Source organism: Phycicoccus sp. Soil748 (genome assembly GCF_001428025.1).
Lineage (GTDB): Bacteria > Actinomycetota > Actinomycetes > Actinomycetales > Dermatophilaceae > Pedococcus.
On record NZ_LMSC01000005.1, the window covers coordinates 269,853 to 289,315 of the forward strand.

Consider the following 19,463-nt stretch of genomic DNA (forward strand, 5'->3'; position numbering starts at 1 on the left):
GCGCACGGCATGATGCGGGGTGAGGGGAGCGCGACGGTGCGCCCCGAGCAGCCCAGCCGTGAACCCTGCCCGAGGAGCCCGAGGAGGAGTCAGCCGTGTCCGAGGTCGGCCGACACCGGATCGTGCGCCCCGAGGACTTCGCCGCCCTCGGGCCGGACAACCTCGAGGCCCGCCTGCTCGGCAAGCCCGCGACCATGGCCCGCCGCGACGTCAGCCGCGGGGCCGAGGTGTCGCTGCTGTCGGCGCGCAAGTTCTGGCACGCCTTGGGGTTCCCGATCGTCGCCGACGACGACGCCATGTTCACCGAGGCCGACCAGATGGCCCTCATGGCCGTCGCGCGGCTGGTGCGCGAGGAGGAGCTCGACGAGCCCACCGCGCTGGCCCTGACCCGCGCGTTCGCCCGCACCACCGACCGCCTCGCCGTCTGGCAGACCCAGCTCATGGCCGAGGCGCTCGCCGCACCTGGCCTCGAGGCGGCGCTCGACGAGGCCGACGCGCGCGCCGTACCGGACCTCGCCGCGGCCAAGGCGGCCGCCCGCAAGCTCGCCGACATGGCCGACAGCCTCGAGCCCCTCCTGATCTACGCCTGGCGCCGCCACCTCACCGCCGCCATCTCGCGCATGCTCGCCGACGCCGACCCCCAGCAGTCGTCCCAAGGCGTACGTCGCGTGGTCGGGTTCGCCGACCTCGTCAGCTTCACCTCGCTGGTGCGGCGGATGACCGAGCGGCAGCTCGCGGTGATGGTGCAGCGGTTCGAGGCCCTGGCCACCGACATCGTCACGGCACACGGGGGCCGGGTCATCAAGACCGTGGGTGACGAGATCCTGTTCGTCACCCTCGACGCGGCGCCCGCCGCAGCCGTCGCGCTCGACCTCGTGGAGACCATGGCCGAGGACGACCTGCTCCCCGACGTGCGGGTCGGCATGGCGGTCGGGCCGGTGCTGTCGCGGCTCGGCGACGTCTTCGGCACCACCGTCAACCGCGCCAGCCGGCTCACCAGCGTCGCGCCCGGCGGCGGCGTGCTCGTCGACGACGCCCTCGCCTCGGCGCTCGCGTCGGTGTCCGGGTTCGAGACCACCGCCCTGCGGCGGCGGACTCTGCGTGGCATCGGGACCGTGACCCCCAGCGAGCTCCGTCGCGCGGCCGGCGGCCGGTTGGGCGGGCGGGCGCCCGAGACCGTCGCCGCCACCTCCGCAGCCTCCACGCTCGACGGCTCCGCCCTCAACGCCTCCACCCTCAACGCCTCCACCACCAAGGCCTCCACCACCAACGCCTCCACCACCAACGCCTCCAGCGTCACCGCTCCACGGAAGGACACCCCATGACCTCAGCACTGGTCCGCGTCGAGCGGCACGGCGAGGGCGGCCACGTCGCCGAGATCGTGCTCGACCGCCCCGAGGCGATGAACGCCGTCTCCACGGAGATGGCCCACGCCCTCGGCCGCGCGACCAAGGAGCTCGCCGAGGACCCCACCGTCCGCGCCGTCGTGGTCAGCTCGACCCACCCGAAGGCCTTCTGCGTGGGCGCCGACCTCAAGGAGCGCAACTCCTTCACCGACGACGAGCTGCGCGCGCAGCGGCCGCTGGCGCGGGCGGCATACCGAGGGGTGCTCGACCTGCCCGTCCCGGTGGTGGCGGCCGTCGACGGCTACGCGCTCGGCGGGGGGTTCGAGATCGCGCTGTCCTGCGACTTGGTCGTCTGCGGCGAGTCGGCCGTCGTCGGGCTGCCGGAGGTGTCTGTGGGCGTGATCCCCGGCGGCGGCGGCACTCAGCTGCTGACCCGTCGCGTCGGGTGGTCGAGGGCCGCTCGCATGGTGTTCACCGCCGAGCGCTTCTCGGCTGCCGACGCCCACGCCCTCGGGGCAGTCGACGAGGTGGTGCCCGCCGGCACCGCTCGCGACCGGGCGCTGGAGCTGGCCACCACCATCGCGGGCAACTCCCCCGTGGGTGTGCGCAACGCCAAGGCGGCCATGCGGCTCGGGTTCGACACCGACCTCGACGCCGGCCTGCACATCGAGGACGAGCGGTGGGCGGCCACCGCGTTCTCGGGCGACCGCGCCGAGGGCGTGGCTGCTTTCAACGAAAAGCGTTCTCCGGTGTGGCCCGGTCGCTGATCTGGCCCCCGGTTGCCTACGATCACCCCCATGACCCGAGTGCTGCTGGCCGAGGACGACCCTGCGATCTCCGAGCCCCTGGCCCGGGCGTTGCGCCGTGAGGGGTACGACGTGGACGTCCGTGCCGACGGGCGCGCCGCCCTCGAGGCCTCCGCGGAGAACCCCGACCTCGTGGTGCTCGACCTCGGCCTGCCCTACGTCGACGGCCTCGAGGTCTGCCGCCGCATCCGCGCCGAGGGACGCACGGTCCCGGTCCTGATCCTCACGGCTCGCGCAGACGAGGTCGACACCGTCGTCGGTCTGGACGCCGGCGCCGACGACTACGTCACCAAGCCGTTCCGGCTGGCCGAGCTGCTCGCCCGCGTGCGGGCCCTGCTGCGCCGCAACCCGACCGACGCGCCCTCGACCAACGAGCTGGTCCGCATCGACCCCGAGGGCCGACGCGCCTGGTTCCGCGAGGAGGAGCTGCAGCTCACCGCCAAGGAGTTCGACCTGCTGCGCGTGCTCGTCCGCGAACAGGGCAAGGTCGTCTCGCGCGAGCAGCTCATGCGCGAGATCTGGGAGACCGCGTGGTTCGGGTCCACCAAGACCCTCGACATGCACATCTCCGTCCTGCGGCGGAAGCTCGGCGACGACGCCGCGCAGCCCCGCTACATCGCCACCGTCCGCGGAGTCGGTTTCCGGTTCGAGCGCGGGGAAGAGGTCTGAGCGCCTGACATGCGCCAACAGCTGATCCGCTCGACGGTCCTGGCCGTCAGCCTGGCCATCCTCATCACGATGGCTCCCGTGGGTTTCGCGATCTGGCGGGCGACGGTGCGGGGACGGGGTGCCGTGGCCCAGTGGCTCGACGCAGGCACGCCGGCCTCGACGTCGATGCGCCTCGGCGGCGTCGTCATCGCCCTCGCCGTGCTCGCGCTCGGTGCTGGGGTGTTCGTCGCGATCCAGCAGGCGCAGCGGCTCTCGCGGCCCATGACGCTGCTCGCCGACAGGGCCGAGCGGCTCGGCGCGGGCGAGTCCCGCATCCAGCCGCTGCACACCGGCATCGCCGAGCTCGACCAGGTGAGCCAGGTCCTCTCGCGCAGCGCCCAGACGCTCACGAAGTCGCTGGCGTCCGAGCGCGACTTCGCCGCCGACGCCTCGCACCAGCTGCGCACGCCGCTCACCGCGCTGCTCATGCGGCTCGAGGAGATCGCCGCCACCGACGACCTCGAGGTCGTGCAGGAGGAGGCCAACATCGCCATCGCCCAGGTGGAGCGGCTCACCCGTGTCGTCGACGACCTCATGTCGCGCACCCGCCGCGGTGGCGACGAGCCCAAGGCGACCGTGTCGCTCGACTCGGTCATCGCGGCACTGCAGCGCGAGTGGCAGCCGGCGTTCGAGCAGGCCCGGCGCAGCGTCCGCGTCCACGGCGAGCGCGGGCTGGTCGTGCAGGCCACGCCCGTGGCCCTCTCGCAGGTCCTCTCCACGCTGCTCGAGAACTCCCTGGCGCACGGCCGCGGCACCGTCGACGTGCACGCGCGGCGCTCGGGCCCCTCGGTCGTCGTCGAGGTCAGCGACCAGGGCGAGGGAGTGCCGGCCACCATCGCGCCGCACATCTTCGAGCGTTCGGTCACCACCAGCGGCACCGGCCTCGGCTTGGCGCTCGCCCGCGACCTCGCCGAGTCCAACGGTGGCCGGCTCGAGCTCATCCAGGCCCAGCCGGCGATCTTCGCCCTGTTCCTCAGCGAGTCCGACGCCGGCTGACCCCGCTCTGCCCGCCGAGGTGCGCCTGGCCCACGAAGCTCCGTGGCCCAGGCGCCTTTTCGTAGGCAGGGCAGGGGAGGGCACGGCCGGGCGGGGCGGACGGGGCGCGCGGGGCGGCGTACCCGGTCCGGGAACTTTCGGCCCATGGGCCGGGAGTGGGCACGAGGCTCGGTACCCCGCCGGGAACTTTCGGCCCATGGGCCGGGAGCGGGCACGGAAGCGCGGTACCCCGCCGGGAACTTTCGGCCCATGGGCCGAAAGTTAGCCGGGGTGAGGGTGGCGCGGCGGATTGGAGAGCGCCGGGCTCGGCTCAGTCGGCGAGCGGGGAGGTGTCCTCGAGGGGCTCGTGGCTGAAGACGAAGCGGCGGTAGGCCCAGAAGCGGAACAGCGTGCCGAGCCCGATGCCGACGACCTTGGCGGCGTTCTCCGCGGCGAGGCTCGTGTGGCCGGGCACGATCTGGTTGGTGAGCCCGACGCAGGCGGCCTGGATCAGCAGTGCCACGCCGTTGGTGAGCGCGAACAGCATGGCCTCGTGGTGGACCGGGCGGTTGCGCCGGTGGCGGAACGTCCACATCCGGTTGCCGATCCACGCCGCGGCGGTCGCGACGGCGGCGGAGATGATGGTCGCGATGACGGCCCTCGACAGGACCCAGGTGCCCTGGCCGTGGAGCACGGTGGCGCGCAGGAGGTTGAACCCACCGATGTCGATGACGAACGCGACCGCGCCCACCACCCCGAACTTGATCATCTCGCGGTAGAGGACGTCGACGGTCCCGCGCAGGCGCGTGACGAGGGAGGGGCTCGCTGACACCAGTGGAGCCTATCGGCGGCCCCTGTGTGCTGCGTGCCGGCCACGCGCGGTCCCGACCGATGAGGTGGCGGCAGGGGTCCCGGCGGCGGCCGATATCCTCGCCGCGTGACCTCACCGCAGCGTGCTCCCGGAGGGTTCCCGGTCGTCGGCGTCATCGGCGGGGGGCAGCTGGCGCGGATGTGCGCCGGCCCCGCGGCCGAGCTGTCGGTGACCCTCAGCGTCCTGGCGGAGGCGCCGGACGCCGCAGCAGCGCAGGTCGTGCCGCACTCGCCGGTCGGTGACCACACCGACGTCGACGACGTGCTCGACTTCGCCAAGCACTGCGACGTCGTGACCTTCGACCACGAGCACGTGCCGCCGGCCGTCCTCGAGGCGCTGGTCTCGTCCAGGGTGCCGCTGCACCCGACCCCCGAGGCGCTGCACTTCGCCCAGGACAAGCTGGCCATGCGCGAGCGCCTCGGCGCCATCGGGGTCGCGTGCCCCCAGTGGGCCAGGGCCCGCACGGCCTCGGACGTCGAAGCGTTCGCCGAGCGGGTGGGCTGGCCGGTGGTCGCCAAGACGCCGCGCGGTGGCTACGACGGCAAGGGCGTGCGTGTCATCGACTCCGCTGCCGACGTCGCCGACTGGCTGGAGCAGGTGGGCTCGCCGGGCGCGCTGCGCGACGGCGTGCTGCTGGAGGAGAAGGTCGACTTCGTCCGCGAGCTGGCCGTCCTCATCGCGCGCAGCCCGTCCAACCAGGCTGCCGCCTGGCCGGTCGTCGAGACCGTCCAGACCGACGGCATCTGCACCGAGGTCCTGGCCCCGGCCCCCGACCTCGACGCCGACCTCGCCGCGGTCGCCACCGAGGCGGGCCTGCGGATCGCCGAGGAGCTCGGCGTCACCGGTGTCTTCGCGGTGGAGATGTTCGAGGTGCGCGACCCCGCGACCGGCGCGGCAGCGTACGTCGTGAACGAGCTCGCCATGCGCCCCCACAACAGCGGGCACTGGTCGATGGACGGCGCGGTGACGGGCCAGTTCGAGCAGCACCTCCGGGCGGTGCTCGACCTCCCGCTGGGCGCGCCCACGCCGCGCGCCCCGTTCACGGTCATGGCCAACGTCCTCGGCGGCGACTACCCCGACCTGTACCCCGCCTACCGCCACATCATGGCCAGGGACCCCGGGCTCAAGGTGCACATGTACGGCAAGTCCGTCCGGCCGGGCCGCAAGATCGGGCACGTGACCGTCAGCGGCACCGACCTGGAGGACCTGCGCGAGCGGGCCCGCCACGCGGCCGACTACCTCGCAGGAGTGATCACCGAATGAGCGACCAGCAGGCACCCCTCGTCGGGGTCGTCATGGGCAGCGACAGCGACTGGCCCGTCATGGAGCTCGCGGCGCAGGCGCTCGAGGAGTTCGGGGTGCCCTACGAGGCAGATGTCGTCTCGGCGCACCGCATGCCCGAGGAGATGATCGCCTACGGACAGCGCGCTGCCGACCGCGGCCTGCGCGTCATCATCGCCGGCGCGGGTGGCGCCGCGCACCTGCCCGGCATGCTCGCCGCCGTGACGCCGCTGCCCGTGGTCGGCGTGCCGGTGCCGCTCAAGCACCTCGACGGCATGGACTCACTGCTGTCGATCGTGCAGATGCCGGCCGGCGTGCCCGTCGCCACCGTCTCGGTCGGGGGGGCCCGCAACGCCGGGCTGCTGGCCGTGCGCGTCCTGGCCGCGGGGGAGGGCCCGTATGCAGCGGGGCTGCGCGAGGCCATGGCGCGGTTCCAGGGCGACCTGCGCGACCAGGCCCACGCCAAGGGCGCTGCGCTGCGGGAGCGCCGCACCCGCTGACCTCAGGGCTCGAGGGTCGGGATGTCCGACTCCCAGTAGGACGCCGTGAGCCTGGCGTCCCAGGCGCCGGGGACCTTGCTCAGCTGCTTGATCGTCGTCGACGTGCCGCGGTAGCCGAACACCTCGTAGACCCGGGCGACGTCGGTGCTGCTGTTCGTCGCCAGCAGGACCCAGGTGTTGCGCCCGCAGTTGTCGAGCGCCAGGCCGTCGAAGGTCCACGTCGAACCGCGCAGGAGCGTCAGCCTGGGGGCGAAGGCGCCGCTGCGCTTCATGGTGACGAGGTAGAGCGCGCCCTTCTTCGTCGTCATGAGCAGCGCGTCGACGGCCGTGGTGTCGTCCCAGGGCCGGTACTGGTAGGCCAGCGTCATCGCAGTCACAGCGCCGAAGCCGGCCTTGGCCCCCGCGGCGGCGACGGTCGGTGATCCCCAGGTCTTCTCGGAGACCTTGTAGCGGGCGAGGTTGCCGGTGCGCCCGCTGACGGCGTAGAGGTAGCCGCTCTTGGTCGACTCGGGATTGCGGTCCGACGCGTCGACCATCTTCGTGACGGCGCCCCAGCCGGTGCCGAACTTCTTCTCGGTGTAGGCCTTGGTCTGCTTGACGGTGTTGTAGTGCGTCGTCCCGAACACGAGCCGGTCGGTGCGGATCGCGAACTGCCTCGTGTAGAGGTAGCGGGGCGGGGAGTAGGTGCTGTCCCACTGGGAGCTGGCCCCCGCCATGGCGGTCACGTGTGCCGGGGCGGTGTAGATCCGCTCGGCGTAGGGCGCCTTGCTGTAGTCCGTGCTGTCGAAGACCTGCTGCGTGAGGTTCGCATCCGGTTCGACCGTGGTGGCCTCGAGGCGGCAGCCCGGGCTGCTGGGCGAGACCGCCGCCGTCGTCGCAGGAGCCGCGGCCGGCACGTGGGCGGGGGCCGCCGCACTCGAGCCGGCGGTGGCGAGCGCCGATGCAGCGAGTGCGGTCACTGCGGTGACGGCGGCCAGGCGGGCGCGGACGGACGTGGCGAGCACGGCGGACATGGGTTCCCCTCACGGTACGGCGCGGCGATCCCCCCGGCGTTCCCCTCGAACGCCCGTGTGCCGGGCCGGGCCCAGTGTGGCAGCCGCGGCGCCCTCAGCGGGCCATTCCGCCGGACCGAACTCCCCGCCACTCGATCTTGGGGCAGGTGTCCATGACGACCCCGAGCCCCGCCGCGCGCGCCCGCTCCGCTGCGGCCTCGTCCACCACGCCGAGCTGCATCCAGACCGCGTCGATGGTGAGGCGGTCCTTGTTGGCGATGGCGTCGTCGACCACGGCACCCACGTGCTCGGAGCTCACGAAGCAGTCGACGACCTTGATGTCGGTCCCGTCGGGGATGTCGGCGAGCGAGGCGTAGCCCTTCTCCCCGTGCACGGTCTCCGCAGCGGGGTGGACCGGGATGATGCCCTTGCCCAGCTCGACCTTGAGCCAGCGCGACACGTCGAACGCCGGCCGGTCCTGGTTGGACGACAGGCCCACCACCACCCAGGTGCCGGGGTCGGCCAGGAGCTCACGGACCAGCTCGGGGTCGTTCTGGTGCTTCAGCGTCATACCGGCAGCATCACACGTCCACCCGAGGGCGCAACCTTCGTCGGCGGTGCGTGCCCGGAGCCGCGCGCAGGCCGCGGCGGGCGGCGCTGTGGCCGCGGTCGGCGGCGACGTGCCCGCAGCGGGCCGCCGGCAGGCCCGGGCAAGGGCCTGGTGATCAGGCCCTAAGATCGTCCGCGGACCCCAACCGTGAAGGAACACCGTGAAGATCACCGTCGTCGGCCTCGGCAAGATCGGCCTGCCCCTGGCTGTGCAGTTCGCCAAGTCTGGACACGACGTCCTCGGAGCTGACGTGAGCCAGCCCGTCGTGGACCAGGTCAACGCCGGGACCGAGCCGTTCCCCGGGGAGGCGCACCTGGCTGAGTACCTCGCCGAGGTCGTGCCCGCCGGCAAGCTGAAGGCCACCACCGACACCGCCGCCGCGGTCGCCGAGAGCGACGCCGTCGTGGTCGTGGTGCCGCTGTTCGTCGACGAGGAGGCCCGCCCCGACTTCGGGTGGATGGACTCCGCCACCGACGACATCGCCCGCGGCCTCAAGCCCGGCACCCTCGTCATCTACGAGACCACCCTCCCGGTCGGCACCACCCGCCTCCGGTGGAAGCCGAAGCTGGAGCAGGGCAGCGGCCTGGCCGAGGGCAGCGACTTCCACCTCGTGTTCTCGCCCGAGCGCGTGCTGACGGGTCGTGTCTTCGAGGACCTTCGCAAGTACCCCAAGCTCCTCGGCGGCCTGTCCGATGCCGGTGCGGCCAAGGCCGTCGAGTTCTACGAGCAGGTGCTGCAGTTCGACGACCGCCCCGACCTCGAGCGCGGCAACGGCGTGTGGGACCTCGGCAGCGCGGAGGCCGCCGAGATGGCCAAGCTCGCCGAGACCACCTACCGCGACGTCAACATCGGCCTCGCCAACCAGTTCGGCGCGTTCGCCGCGAAGAACGGCATCGACGTCTTCCAGGTCATCGAGGCCAGCAACTCCCAGCCCTACAGCCACATCCACCGCCCCGGCATCGCCGTCGGCGGCCACTGCATCCCGGTCTACCCGCGGCTGTACCTGTGGAACGACCCGGACGCGACGGTCGTGCGCGCCGCCCGCGAAGCGAACGCCGCGATGCCGGCCTACACCGTGGGCCTGACCGTGGGTGCGGCCGGTGGCAGCCTCGCCGGCAAGAAGGTCGCCGTCCTCGGCGCCTCCTACCGCGGCGGGGTCAAGGAGACCGCGTTCTCCGGCGTCTTCGCCACGGTCGACGCGCTGCGCGAGGCCGGCGCGCAGGTCGTGGTGCACGACCCGATGTACTCCGCGGACGAGCTCGCGAAGTTCGGCTGGGACGCCTACACGCTCGGTGACCCGGTCGAGGTCGTCGTCGTCCAGGCCGACCACGCGGAGTACCGCGACCTGTCCGCCAAGGACTTCCCGGACGTGCAGGTCGTCGTCGACGGTCGCCGCGTCCTGGACGCCGACCGCTTCGAGGGCGTGCGCTTCCTCGTCGTCGGCCAGGCCGAGAAGGTCGGCTGAGGCATGGCGGTCCGGATCGTCGACTCGGCCGACGTCGCCGAGGGCGCGAGCATCGGTGACGGCTCGTCCATCTGGCACCTCGCGCAGGTGCGCGAGGGAGCCGTCCTCGGCGAGAACTGCGTCGTCGGGCGCGGCGCCTACGTCGGCACCGGCGTGCAGATGGGCGACAACTGCAAGCTGCAGAACTACGCCCTGGTCTACGAGCCCGCCGTCCTCGAGGACGGCGTCTTCGTGGGGCCGGCCGTCGTCTTCACCAACGACCACTTCCCGCGCGCCGTCAGCCCCGACGGCACGATCAAGACCGGCGACGACTGGGAGGCGGTCGGGGTCACCTGCCGCACCGGCGCGTCGATCGGGGCCCGCAGCGTCTGCGTGGCCCCGGTGACCATCGGACGGTGGGCCCTCGTGGCCGCCGGGTCCGTCGTCACCAAGGACGTCCCCGACTTCGCCCTCGTGGCGGGCGTCCCGGCCAAGCGCATCCGCTGGGTCGGCAAGGCGGGCGTCCCCCTCGAGCAGGACGAGTCCGGCACCTGGGTCTGCCCGCAGACCGGGGACCACTACACCGAGCACGACAACACCCTGACGGAGGCCGTCGCACCATGACCGAGTTCATTCCCCCTGCCAAGCCGCTGGTCGGCGACGAGGAGCGTGAGGCGGTCGACCGCGTCCTGCGCAGCGGCATGCTTGCCCAGGGCCCGGAGGTCAAGGCCTTCGAGGAGGAGTTCTCCGCGCACTTCGGCCTCGGGCGGGCGTGTGTCGCGGTCAACTCCGGCACCTCGGGTCAGCACCTCGGGCTGCTGTCCTCCGGGGTCAAGGCGGGTGACGAGGTGATCGTGCCGTCGTTCACGTTCGCGGCGACGGCCAACTCGGTCGCGCTGACGGGGGCGACCCCGGTGTTCGCGGACATCTCGGCCGACGACTTCTGCCTGGACCCGGCTGCGGTCGAGGCCGCGGTCACGGAGAGGACGGTCGGGATCATGCCGGTCCACCTGTACGGGCACCCGGCGAAGATGGACCAGCTGATGGCCATCGCGGACAAGCACGGCCTGCAGGTCTACGAGGACGCGGCGCAGGCCCATGGTGCGTCGCTGAACGGGACCCCGGTGGGTGCGTTCGGCACGTTCGCGATGTTCTCGCTGTACCCGACCAAGAACATGACGTCCGGTGAGGGTGGCATGGTGTCGGTGGCGAACGCGGAGGTCGAGCGCCTCATGCGCCTGTACCGCAACCAGGGCATGGAGAAGCAGTACCACAACGAGGTCGTCGGCTTTAACATGCGCATGACCGACATCCACGCCGCGATCGGGCGGGTGCAGCTGACCAAGGTCGGTGCCTGGACCAAGCAGCGCCAGGAGAACGCCGCGTTCCTGTCGGCCAACCTGGAGGGTGTCACGACGCCGCCGGTGGCCGAGGGCGCCGTGCACGTCTACCACCAGTACACGGTGCGGGTGCCGCAGGACCGTGACGGCCTGGCCGCTGCGCTGCGCGAGGAGTACAACATCGGCTCGGGCATGTTCTACCCCGTGCCGAACCACCGCCTGGCCCCGTTCGTGGGTGACGGCAGCGTCGACCTGCCCGAGACGGAGAAGGCTGCCGCCGAGTGCCTGTCGCTGCCGGTGCACCCGTCGCTGAGCCAGGACGACCTGGAGCGGATCGTCACTGCGGTCAACGCACTGGCGAAGGCCGGTGCCTGATGGCGAACCTGCGCGCGGGCCTGATCGGCCTGGGCATGATGGGCCGTCACCACGCCCGGGTCCTGGGCTCGTTGCCGGGTGTGGACCTGGTGGCGGTGGCCGACCCCGGTGGTGACACCCACGGTGTCGCGGGCGACCGCCCGCTGGAGGTCTCGATCGAGGGCCTGATCAAGCACGACCTGGACTACTGCATGGTGGCGGTGCCGACGGTCTACCACGAGCCGGTCGGGTTGGCGTTGGCTGCGGCCGGGGTGCACGCGATCATCGAGAAGCCGCTGGCTCAGGACACTCCGTCGGCGGTGCGCCTGGCTACCGCGTTCAAGGACGCCGGTCTCGTGGGTGCGGTCGGGCACATCGAGCGGTACAACCCGGCGCTGCAGAGCGCGAGGGCGCGCCTGGAGGCCGGTGAGCTCGGTGACGTCTACCAGGTCACGACGCGTCGCCAGGGCCCGTTCCCGGCCCGGATCGCCGACGTGGGTGTGGTCAAGGACCTCGGCACGCACGACATCGACCTGACCGCCTGGGTGACCCAGCAGTCCTACACCTCCGTCGCCGCGCGCACCGCGTACAAGTCGGGGCGCCAGCACGAGGACCTCGTCGCGGTCGTCGGGCAGCTCAGCGGGGGAGCGGTGACCAGCCACCTGGTGAACTGGCTGTCGCCGCTGAAGGAGCGGGTCACGATCATCACCGGTGAGCGTGGCACCTTCGTGGCCGACACCCTGACCGCTGACCTGACGTTCTACGCCAACGGCGAGATCGCCACGACGTGGGACGCGATCGCCAAGTTCCGTGGGGTGTCCGAGGGTGACGTCGTCCGGTATGCCATCGCCAAGCCCGAGCCGCTCCGGGTCGAGCACGAGAACTTCCGCGACGCGGTGCTCGGCAAGGACGCCGACATCGTCACCATGGAGCAGGGCCTGACGACCGTCCGCGTCGCCGAGGCCTGCATCGAGTCGGCCACCACCGGACAGACCATCTCGCTGACCCAGGCCTGAGGGCCCCTCGGTGCGGGGCCTGCTGGGCCACCTGAGGTTGCGCGTCCCCCCGACGCGTGAGGCCGCCGACCAGTCGATGGGCGGGCAGGCGGCCCTGTCGACCCTCGGGGTCGTCGTGCAGGGGGTCGTCAGGTTCGTCTACAGCGTCCTGGTCGGCAACACCTTCGGCAAGCTGGTCCTCGGCGCGGTCAACTCCGGGATCTCCCTCGCACTCTTCGCGAGCCTGCTCGTCCCCAGCGCCACGGCGATGGCGGCGAGCAAGCACGTGGCCCGTGCGCGCGGAGCCGGAGACCTCGAGGAGGGCGACCGGGTCGCGGGCTACCTGGGGCGCCTGACGCTGCTCGCGATGGCCGTGCTCGGCGTCGGGGCGGCGGTGCTCGCGCCGCCGCTGCTCGGGCTCGGGGTGCTGGAGTCCGTCCTCACCGGGGCGCTCGCCGTCACCTACTCGGGCTACGTCTTCGTCCGCGGCTTCCTCTTCGGGGCGGGCCAGGTCGTGCGGGCCACCGTCTGGGACGTCCTCTCGTCGGTGCTCGCGCTGGCCGGGCTCGCCGCCGTCGTCCTGGCCGACACCACCGCGTGGCTGCTCCTGCCGCTCGTGCTCGGGTACGGCGCGTACTGCGCCGTGAGCTGGCCCCGCGGGCGCTCCGGTGGCGTCGCCCCGGAGCTGCGGCGCGAGATCCGCGGCTTCGTCGTGCTCACCCTGGTCAACAGCGTCGCCACCGGCGGCTTCCTGCAGCTGACCATGGTCGCCGCCCAGTTCTGGGACCGCACCAACGCCGGGTCGTTCGCCGCCGCGCTCTCGCTGGCCACCCCGGCATCACTGGTGTCGCGGTCGCTGACCCTCGTGCTGTTCCCCAGCCTGTCGGCCGCCCACGGCCGCGGTGACCTCGTCGGTGCCCGGCAGCGGACCGACGCCGCCACCCGGGGCCTGGTCGTCCTCAGCCTCGCGACCTTCGGGCCGTTGATGCTGGTCAGCCCCCTGCTCATCGACCTCTTCTACCGCCGCGGCGGGTTCGACGAGGCCAAGCTGCTCCTGCCGGTGCTGCTCGCCGCGGTGCTCGTCACGAACGTCGCCGCCGGCGCCATCAACAGCCTGCTCAGCCGGGAGCACCGCTACAGCCGCATCGTGGTCACGGCCAGCATCGTCGGCGCTGTCGTCGGCATGACCTGGTGGGCGCTGCGCGCGCCGTCCGACGGCGTGGCGCAGGTCGCCACCGGGTTCCTCGTGGGGTCGGCCGTCGTGGGCCTGTGGCCGGTCGTGGCCGTCTGGGTGCTCGACCGGCACGCCTGGTCGGCCCTCACCCTCCGGTTCCTCGTGGGGTGCGGCGTGCTCGCCGCCGCCGTCTGGTGGCAGCAGTCCACCGACATGTCGGGGCTCGCCCAGGTCGGGACGGCAGTGGGGTTCGTGGCCCTCTGGCTCGCAGCCAGCGCCGGCGACGTACGGCGCCTCGCGGCCGCTGCACGCAGGTGACGGTGGAGGGGCGTTCAGGTTGCCGCTGCTAGCATCAGAACCCATGTCTGCGCTCTACCCCGCCCTGCCCTGCTGATGGCGCAGCTGACCGCCCCCACGGTCGAGCGCCAGGAGGACCCGGCCGCTCCGCCGCCCCTGGACCGCTCGCGGTTCCGCCCCGACATCGAGGGTCTTCGGGCCATCGCCGTCGGCAGCGTCCTGCTCTGGCACGCCGGGGTCCCCGGCATCCCGGGCGGGTTCGTCGGCGTCGACGTCTTCTTCGTCATCTCCGGCTACCTCATGACCAACCTGCTCGTGCGCGAGCTCGAGCAGCGAGGCCACATCTCGTTCCGCGGCTTCTACGCGAGGCGCGCCAAGCGGCTCCTGCCCGCCGCGTCGTTCGCCCTCGTCTGGGTCGCGATCCTCACGGTGCTGCTGCTGCCGAAGATCCGGTGGGCCGAGGTCGGAAAGGACGTCGTCGCCAGCGGCCTCTACGGCATCAACTGGCGGCTGGCCAACGGCTCGGTCGACTACCTCGCCGCGCACGCCGCTCCGAGCCCGGTCCAGCACTTCTGGTCGCTGGCGGTGGAGGAGCAGTTCTACTTCATCTGGCCGCTGGTGCTGGCGGTCATCGGCGTGCTGGCGCGTCGGCGGGCCTCCAAGCGGGGTCCGGTCGTCATCGGCCTGTGCCTCATCGCCATCCCGTCGTTCCTGTGGTCGGTCTACTACACCGCTGCGGCACCGGAGAAGGCCTACTTCGTCACGACGACGCGGCTGTGGGAGCTGGCGGTCGGCGGCCTCGTCGCCGTGCTCGCACCCACCCTGCTGCGGGTGCTGCGGCCGGTCGTCGCTGCCGCGGTTGGGTGGCTTGGACTGGTGGCGGTGGTCGTCACCATCCTCGTGCTCCAGTCGAGCGTGCCGTTCCCCGGCGCCATCGCTGCCGTCCCGATCCTCGGCACCGCAGCCGTCATCGCCGTGGGCCCCTCGGCGGGACGGCACGGCCCGGTCGCGGCGCTGCGCGCACCGGTCATGCAGTTCCTCGGCAAGCTGTCGTACTCCCTCTACCTGTGGCACTGGCCCCTGCTCGTGGTGGCGGCCGCGGTGCTGCTCGACAAGCCGGGGTCCCTCGACCCCTGGCGCGGCCTGCTCGTCGTGGTGCTGTCGGTCATCCCGGCGTGGATCTCGTTCAAGCTGGTCGAGGAGCCGGTGCGCCGTCGTCGTCCGTCGCCGACGTCGCCGCACACCTGGCCGCTGCGCCTGGGCCTGGTCTGCACGATCGTGTCGGTCGTGGCCGGGGTGGGTGTCTACACCGCCTCGTCGGTGGTCAACCGCCCGCTGAAGATGGTCGCGGGGCAGAAGTACGGCGCGCAGGTGCTGCCCGACCAGCCGCGCGACTCGGCGCAGGGGCAGCCGGTCGACGACCCGGGTCGTTTCCTGCCCGGCATCACCGCGGTCCGCAACGACATCCCGAGCGTCTACGCCGACGGCTGCCACGTGAAGGACAACGACTCCCCGGTCGCCAAGGGCTGCACCTACGGCAACCGCAACGGCAGCTTCACGGTCGCGGTGGTGGGCGACTCGCACGCCGCCCAGTGGGTGCCGACGTTCCAGGCCCTGGCGAAGACCAAGGGCTGGAAGGTCCTCGCCTACACCAAGTCGGGCTGCCCGCTGGCCGACGAGACGGTGCCGCTCGGCAAGGACGAGCGCCCCTACACCGGCTGCGACGGCTGGAACAAGGACGTCACCTCCAAGCTCCTCGCGGCCAAGCCGGACGTCGTGGTCACCTCCGCCACGGAGTACCCCGTCATGGACGGCACCAAGGTCCTCGGCAAGCAGGTCAGTGACACCCGCATGGTCCAGGGGCTGCGCCGCAGCTGGGGCAGGCTCACGACGGCCGGCATCCGCGTGCTCGCCGTCGCCGACACCCCCCGTCCCGGGTTCGACATGGCCGACTGCGTGTCGTCCCACGAGGGCGCCCTCACCGCGTGCGCGCTGCCCCGGACCAAGGCTTTCAAGCTGGCGGGCTCCACGATCACCAAGGCCGCGGCCGGACAGAAGGACGTCCGGCTCGTGAACCTCGGCGACTTCATCTGCCCCGACACCCGGTGCGCGCCGGTGATCGGCAAGGTGCTGGTCTACCGCGACACCGACCACCTCACGGCCACCTATGCCCGCACCCTCGCCGACCGCATGTACGCCGCGATGGGCCCCTTCGCCCAGCCGGCGGCCCGGTAGCGCGGGGAACGGCTCCGCGCGTCCTCGGTAGGGTGACGGCCGTGCCCAAGCCGACCGTCTGCATCGCCACCCGCCTGTTCACCCCGGAGGTCGGCGCCGCAGCCTTCCGCCAGCGGGTGCTGGCCGACTCCTTCCATGCCCTCGGCGCCCGCGTCGACGTGCTCACGACGGTGCCGCCGACCGGAGACATCGACGACGGCGACCTGCACGTCTCCCGGTGGCCCGCCTTGCGCGACGAGAACGGCAACATCCGCGGCTACGTCCAGTACCTCAGCTACGACCTGCCGCTGGCGCTGCGCCTGCTGTTCCGCCGGCGTCCCGCTCTCGTCGTCGCGGAGCCGCCTCCCACCACCGGCTTGGTGGTGCGGATGGCCGGCATGCTGCGCCGCACGCCGTACGCGTACTACGCCGCCGACGTCTGGTCGGACGGCGCCGCGAGCGTCGCCGCACCCAAGGTGCTCGTGTCCCTGCTGCGGCGGATGGAGTCGTGGGTCCTTCGCGGCGCGGTCCTCACCCTGGCCGTCTCCGAGGGCGTCGCGGAGCGGGTCGCGCTGCTCGGCGTGCCCGAGGACCGGATCCTCGTGGTGGGCAACGGCGTGGACACCGACGTCTTCACCACCGAGGGTGAGCGGGAGGACCTCGGGGACCCCTACTTCGCCTACACCGGGACGATGTCCGAGTGGCAGGGCGCCGACGTCTTCGTCCGCGCGCTGAAGACCGTTCGCGAGACCCACCCGACCACGCGGTTCGTCGTGCTCGGCCAGGGCAGTGAGCTGCCCGCCCTCAAGAGGCTCGCCGAGGAGCTCGTGCCCGGCGCGGTCGACTTCCGGGGCGTCGTCCCCCCGGCGGAGTCGGCGAAGGTGCTGCGTGGCGCGGTGGGCGCGCTGGTCTCTATCAAGCCCGGCCTCGGCTACGACTTCGCCAAGCCCACCAAGATCTACGCCGCCACCGGCTGCGGCACCCCGGTGGTCTTCGCCGGCGAGGGTGCCGGCCGCGCGCTGGTGACCGACGAGGAGCTCGGTTGGGCACCCGGCTACGAGGACGAGGCCGTGGCGCAGGCGTTGACTGCGGCCCTCGATGCCGCCGCGGCGGGACAGGTCGACCGTGACCGCCTCGCGGGCTGGACCCGCGAGCACGCGTCGCTGTCGGCGGCGGCACGCCACGCGGCCGAGGCCACCCTGGCGGCGGCAGGCGTCAGCCCGCGCTGAACCGGCGCCTCACCGGTGGGAGCAGCCTCAGCGGCGTGAGCCGGCGGCGATGGCCTCCACCGCGCGGGCGGCGGCGTGCCCGTCGCCGTACGGTGCGGACTCGGTGGGCTGGGGAGCAGGCCGGGTGACCGCGTCGGCCAGGGTGGAGACATCGGCAGCGAGGACGTTCCAGCCCAGGTCGACCGTCTCGGTCCACTCGGTCTCGGTGCGCACCGTGGTGCACGGCACGCGCAGGAGGAAGGCCTCCTTCTGCAGGCCACCGGAGTCGGTGATGACGCCGGCGCTCGACATCGCCGCGCGCACGAGCGCGGGGTAGGGGAGCGGGTCGGCGACCTCGACCGCACCCTGCGCCAGGTCGAGGCCCTGCTCGGCGGCGCGGGCCCGCAGCCGGGGGTGGGCGAGGAGCAGCACGGGGGCGTCGACCTCGGCCAGGGCCTTGACGATGCCAGCGAGGCGGTCGGGGTCGTCGGTGTTCTCGGCCCGGTGGAGCGTCGCGACGTAGTAGCGCCCTGCCGGGTCGATGGTCGACGGCAGGTCGGGCTCGCGCTCGGCCACGGTGTCGCGGACCTTGAGCAGCACGTCGGTCATGACGTCGCCGACGAGCACGCTGCTCTCGGAGAGGCCCTCGTGCGCCAGGTGGGCCATGGCGACCTCGGTGGGTGCGAGGCACAGGTCGGCGGCGTGGTCGGTGAGCACGCGGTTGTGCTCCTCGGGCATGCGGCGGTTGAACGAGCGCAGGCCGGCCTCGAGGTGGGCCAGCGGGATGCCCATCTTCACCGCGGACAGGGCGCCGGCGACGGTGGAGTTGGTGTCGCCGTAGACGAGCACCCAGTCGGGGCGGTGGGTCTCGAGGACCTCGTCCATCCCGGCGAGCATCGCCCCGGTCTGGCGGCCGTGCGTCGCCGATCCGACGGCGAGGTGCACGTCAGGGGCGGGGATGCCCAGGTCGCGGAAGAAGACGTCCGACATGTTGATGTCGTAGTGCTGCCCGGTGTGGACGATCACGTGCTCGTCACCGCGGGCGGTGAGCTGCTCGGCGATCGGGGCGAGCTTGACGAACTGGGGGCGGGCACCGACGACACTGAGGATCTTCACGAGTAGGCACCCTACTGGCCGCCGGGGCCCCTGCAGGGACGCACACCGCACCCTAGGGTTGGGGAGACCTCACCCCCCGGCTCGTCGCAGGAGTACGCATGAAGTTCGGACTGTTCGTCCCCCAGGGCTGGCGCATGGACCTCGTCGGCATCGACCCCGCCCAGCACTGGGGCGTCATGGCCGGGCTCGCCCGCCGCGCCGACGCCAACGAGGACTGGACCTCCATCTGGGTCTACGACCACTTCCACACGGTGCCCGAGCCCAGCGAGGAGGCCACGCACGAGGCCTGGACCCTCATGGCGGCCTTCGCGGCGGTCACCGGGCGCGTCCGGCTCGGCCAGATGTGCACGTGCATGAGCTACCGCGAGCCGACCTACCTCGCCAAGGTGGCCGCGACGGTCGACGCCATCTCCGAGGGGCGCGTCGAGATGGGCATCGGTGCCGGCTGGTACGAGCACGAGTGGCGGGCCTACGGCTACGGCTTCCCGCGGGCGGGGGAGCGCATCAAGCGCCTCGAGGAGGGCGTGGAGATCTTCCGCCAGATGTGGACGACGGGGTCGGCCACGCTCGACGGCGAGCACTACCAGGTCGACGGTGCGCTGTGCCGGCCCCAGCCGCTGCAGGGCACCACAGTGCCGGGCTCCAGGACCAACGGCATCCCCATGTGGATCGCCGGCGGCGGGGAGAAGAAGACGCTGCGGATCGCGGCGCAGTACGCCGACTACACCAACTTCGACGGGTCGCCGGAGGGGTTCGTCCACAAGAGCGAGATCCTCAAGGGCCACTGCGACGACCTCGGGCGCGACTTCGGCGAGATCGTGCGCAGCGCCAACTACAACGTCGTCATCGGCCGGGACGAGCGCGAGGTGCAGAACCGCCTGGAGTGGATCCGCGAGCAGTACCTGCGCGCCGGCCTCACCCCCGAGAAGGCCGACGACCAGGTCAAGGCGGCTGCGAGCGGACCGGCTGTCGGCACCCCGGAGCAGATCGTCGAGACGTTCCGCGCCATGCAGGACAAGGGCATGACCTACGCCATCACCTACTTCGCCGAAGCGGCCTACGACACCTCGGGCATCGCGCTCTTCGAGAGCGAGGTGCTGCCCGAGCTCGTCGACCGCGAGGAGCACGGCCACCTCTGGCACCTCGGACGCCGCTGACGAGGGTCGCCGCTGTCCCGGCCCGGCCGCGCCGGGACAGCACGGTGGGCGCGTGGCCGGGACCACACCGGGAGG

18 protein-coding genes are annotated in these 19,463 nt (G+C 72.3%); 14 read left to right on the forward strand and 4 right to left on the reverse strand.

The features are described 5' to 3' along the window. Positions 1-95 precede the first annotated feature (95 nt). From ASG70_RS03805 to ASG70_RS03820, 4 genes are read left to right on the forward strand one after another with little or no spacing between them, the layout of a single operon-like run. The gene (locus tag ASG70_RS03805) at positions 96-1,325 is read left to right on the forward strand and encodes an adenylate/guanylate cyclase domain-containing protein (RefSeq protein WP_235531324.1); all 1,230 of its coding nucleotides are present in this window, start codon (positions 96-98) and stop codon (positions 1,323-1,325) included. Further along, complete coding sequence (locus ASG70_RS03810; RefSeq protein ID WP_056882505.1) at positions 1,322-2,113, forward strand: enoyl-CoA hydratase/isomerase family protein; 792 nt, start codon at positions 1,322-1,324, stop codon at positions 2,111-2,113. The genes ASG70_RS03805 and ASG70_RS03810 overlap by 4 nt, the downstream gene beginning before the upstream one ends. A gap of 30 nt (positions 2,114-2,143) precedes the next feature. Beyond that, entirely contained in the window at positions 2,144-2,821 is a 678-nt protein-coding gene (locus ASG70_RS03815; protein WP_056882506.1) for a response regulator transcription factor, read from the forward strand. Positions 2,822-2,830: 9 nt separating this feature from the next. Beyond that, complete coding sequence (locus tag ASG70_RS03820) at positions 2,831-3,856, forward strand: sensor histidine kinase KdpD (protein ID WP_056882507.1); 1,026 nt, start codon at positions 2,831-2,833, stop codon at positions 3,854-3,856. Between the two features lie 310 nt (positions 3,857-4,166). Here the strand turns inward: ASG70_RS03820 and ASG70_RS03825 are convergent, their stop codons facing one another. Next, positions 4,167-4,667: a GtrA family protein gene (locus ASG70_RS03825; RefSeq protein ID WP_235531325.1), complete on the reverse strand. Its 501-nt coding sequence runs from the start codon at positions 4,665-4,667 to the stop codon at positions 4,167-4,169. Between the two features lie 105 nt (positions 4,668-4,772). Here ASG70_RS03825 and ASG70_RS03830 point away from each other — a divergent pair, with 105 nt between their 5' ends. Beyond that, a complete protein-coding gene (locus ASG70_RS03830; RefSeq protein WP_056882509.1) occupies positions 4,773-5,969 on the forward strand; it encodes a 5-(carboxyamino)imidazole ribonucleotide synthase in 1,197 nt (398 codons plus the stop codon). Further along, positions 5,966-6,487, forward strand: coding sequence for a 5-(carboxyamino)imidazole ribonucleotide mutase (gene purE, locus ASG70_RS03835; protein WP_056882510.1), 522 nt, complete (start codon positions 5,966-5,968; stop codon positions 6,485-6,487). The genes ASG70_RS03830 and purE overlap by 4 nt, the downstream gene beginning before the upstream one ends. 2 nt (positions 6,488-6,489) lie before the next feature. Here purE and ASG70_RS03840 read toward each other — a convergent pair whose 3' ends face one another. After that, a complete protein-coding gene (locus tag ASG70_RS03840) occupies positions 6,490-7,500 on the reverse strand; it encodes a hypothetical protein (RefSeq protein ID WP_056882511.1) in 1,011 nt (336 codons plus the stop codon). 94 nt (positions 7,501-7,594) lie between these two features. Then, the gene (locus ASG70_RS03845) at positions 7,595-8,050 is read right to left on the reverse strand and encodes a CoA-binding protein (protein WP_056882512.1); all 456 of its coding nucleotides are present in this window, start codon (positions 8,048-8,050) and stop codon (positions 7,595-7,597) included. A gap of 199 nt (positions 8,051-8,249) precedes the next feature. On the opposite strand from ASG70_RS03845, the gene ASG70_RS03850 reads away from it, so the two are divergent. From ASG70_RS03850 to ASG70_RS03880, 7 genes are all read left to right on the forward strand, one after another. Further along, complete coding sequence (locus ASG70_RS03850) at positions 8,250-9,554, forward strand: nucleotide sugar dehydrogenase (RefSeq protein WP_056882513.1); 1,305 nt, start codon at positions 8,250-8,252, stop codon at positions 9,552-9,554. 3 nt (positions 9,555-9,557) lie between these two features. Beyond that, a complete protein-coding gene (locus ASG70_RS03855; RefSeq protein WP_056882514.1) occupies positions 9,558-10,157 on the forward strand; it encodes an acyltransferase in 600 nt (199 codons plus the stop codon). Further along, positions 10,154-11,248 (forward strand): DegT/DnrJ/EryC1/StrS aminotransferase family protein, encoded by a 1,095-nt coding sequence (locus ASG70_RS03860; RefSeq protein WP_056882515.1) that lies wholly within the window; start codon positions 10,154-10,156, stop codon positions 11,246-11,248. Before ASG70_RS03855 ends, ASG70_RS03860 begins: the two co-directional genes overlap by 4 nt. Continuing rightward, positions 11,248-12,243, forward strand: a complete 996-nt coding sequence (locus tag ASG70_RS03865; RefSeq protein WP_056882516.1) for a Gfo/Idh/MocA family protein — start codon at positions 11,248-11,250, stop codon at positions 12,241-12,243. The genes ASG70_RS03860 and ASG70_RS03865 overlap by 1 nt, the downstream gene beginning before the upstream one ends. 10 nt (positions 12,244-12,253) lie before the next feature. Next, positions 12,254-13,714 (forward strand): lipopolysaccharide biosynthesis protein, encoded by a 1,461-nt coding sequence (locus ASG70_RS03870; protein WP_056882517.1) that lies wholly within the window; start codon positions 12,254-12,256, stop codon positions 13,712-13,714. Between the two features lie 75 nt (positions 13,715-13,789). Further along, complete coding sequence (locus ASG70_RS03875) at positions 13,790-15,928, forward strand: acyltransferase family protein (RefSeq protein ID WP_056882518.1); 2,139 nt, start codon at positions 13,790-13,792, stop codon at positions 15,926-15,928. Positions 15,929-15,969: 41 nt separating this feature from the next. Next, a complete protein-coding gene (locus ASG70_RS03880; protein ID WP_056882519.1) occupies positions 15,970-17,136 on the forward strand; it encodes a glycosyltransferase in 1,167 nt (388 codons plus the stop codon). Between the two features lie 27 nt (positions 17,137-17,163). Here ASG70_RS03880 and wecB read toward each other — a convergent pair whose 3' ends face one another. Then, positions 17,164-18,231 carry a non-hydrolyzing UDP-N-acetylglucosamine 2-epimerase gene (gene wecB, locus ASG70_RS03885; protein ID WP_056882520.1) on the reverse strand — a complete coding sequence of 356 codons (1,068 nt, stop codon included), beginning with the start codon at positions 18,229-18,231 and terminating at the stop codon, positions 17,164-17,166. A gap of 98 nt (positions 18,232-18,329) precedes the next feature. Here wecB and ASG70_RS03890 point away from each other — a divergent pair, with 98 nt between their 5' ends. Beyond that, positions 18,330-19,388, forward strand: coding sequence for an LLM class F420-dependent oxidoreductase (locus ASG70_RS03890; protein WP_056882521.1), 1,059 nt, complete (start codon positions 18,330-18,332; stop codon positions 19,386-19,388). Positions 19,389-19,463 lie beyond the last annotated feature (75 nt).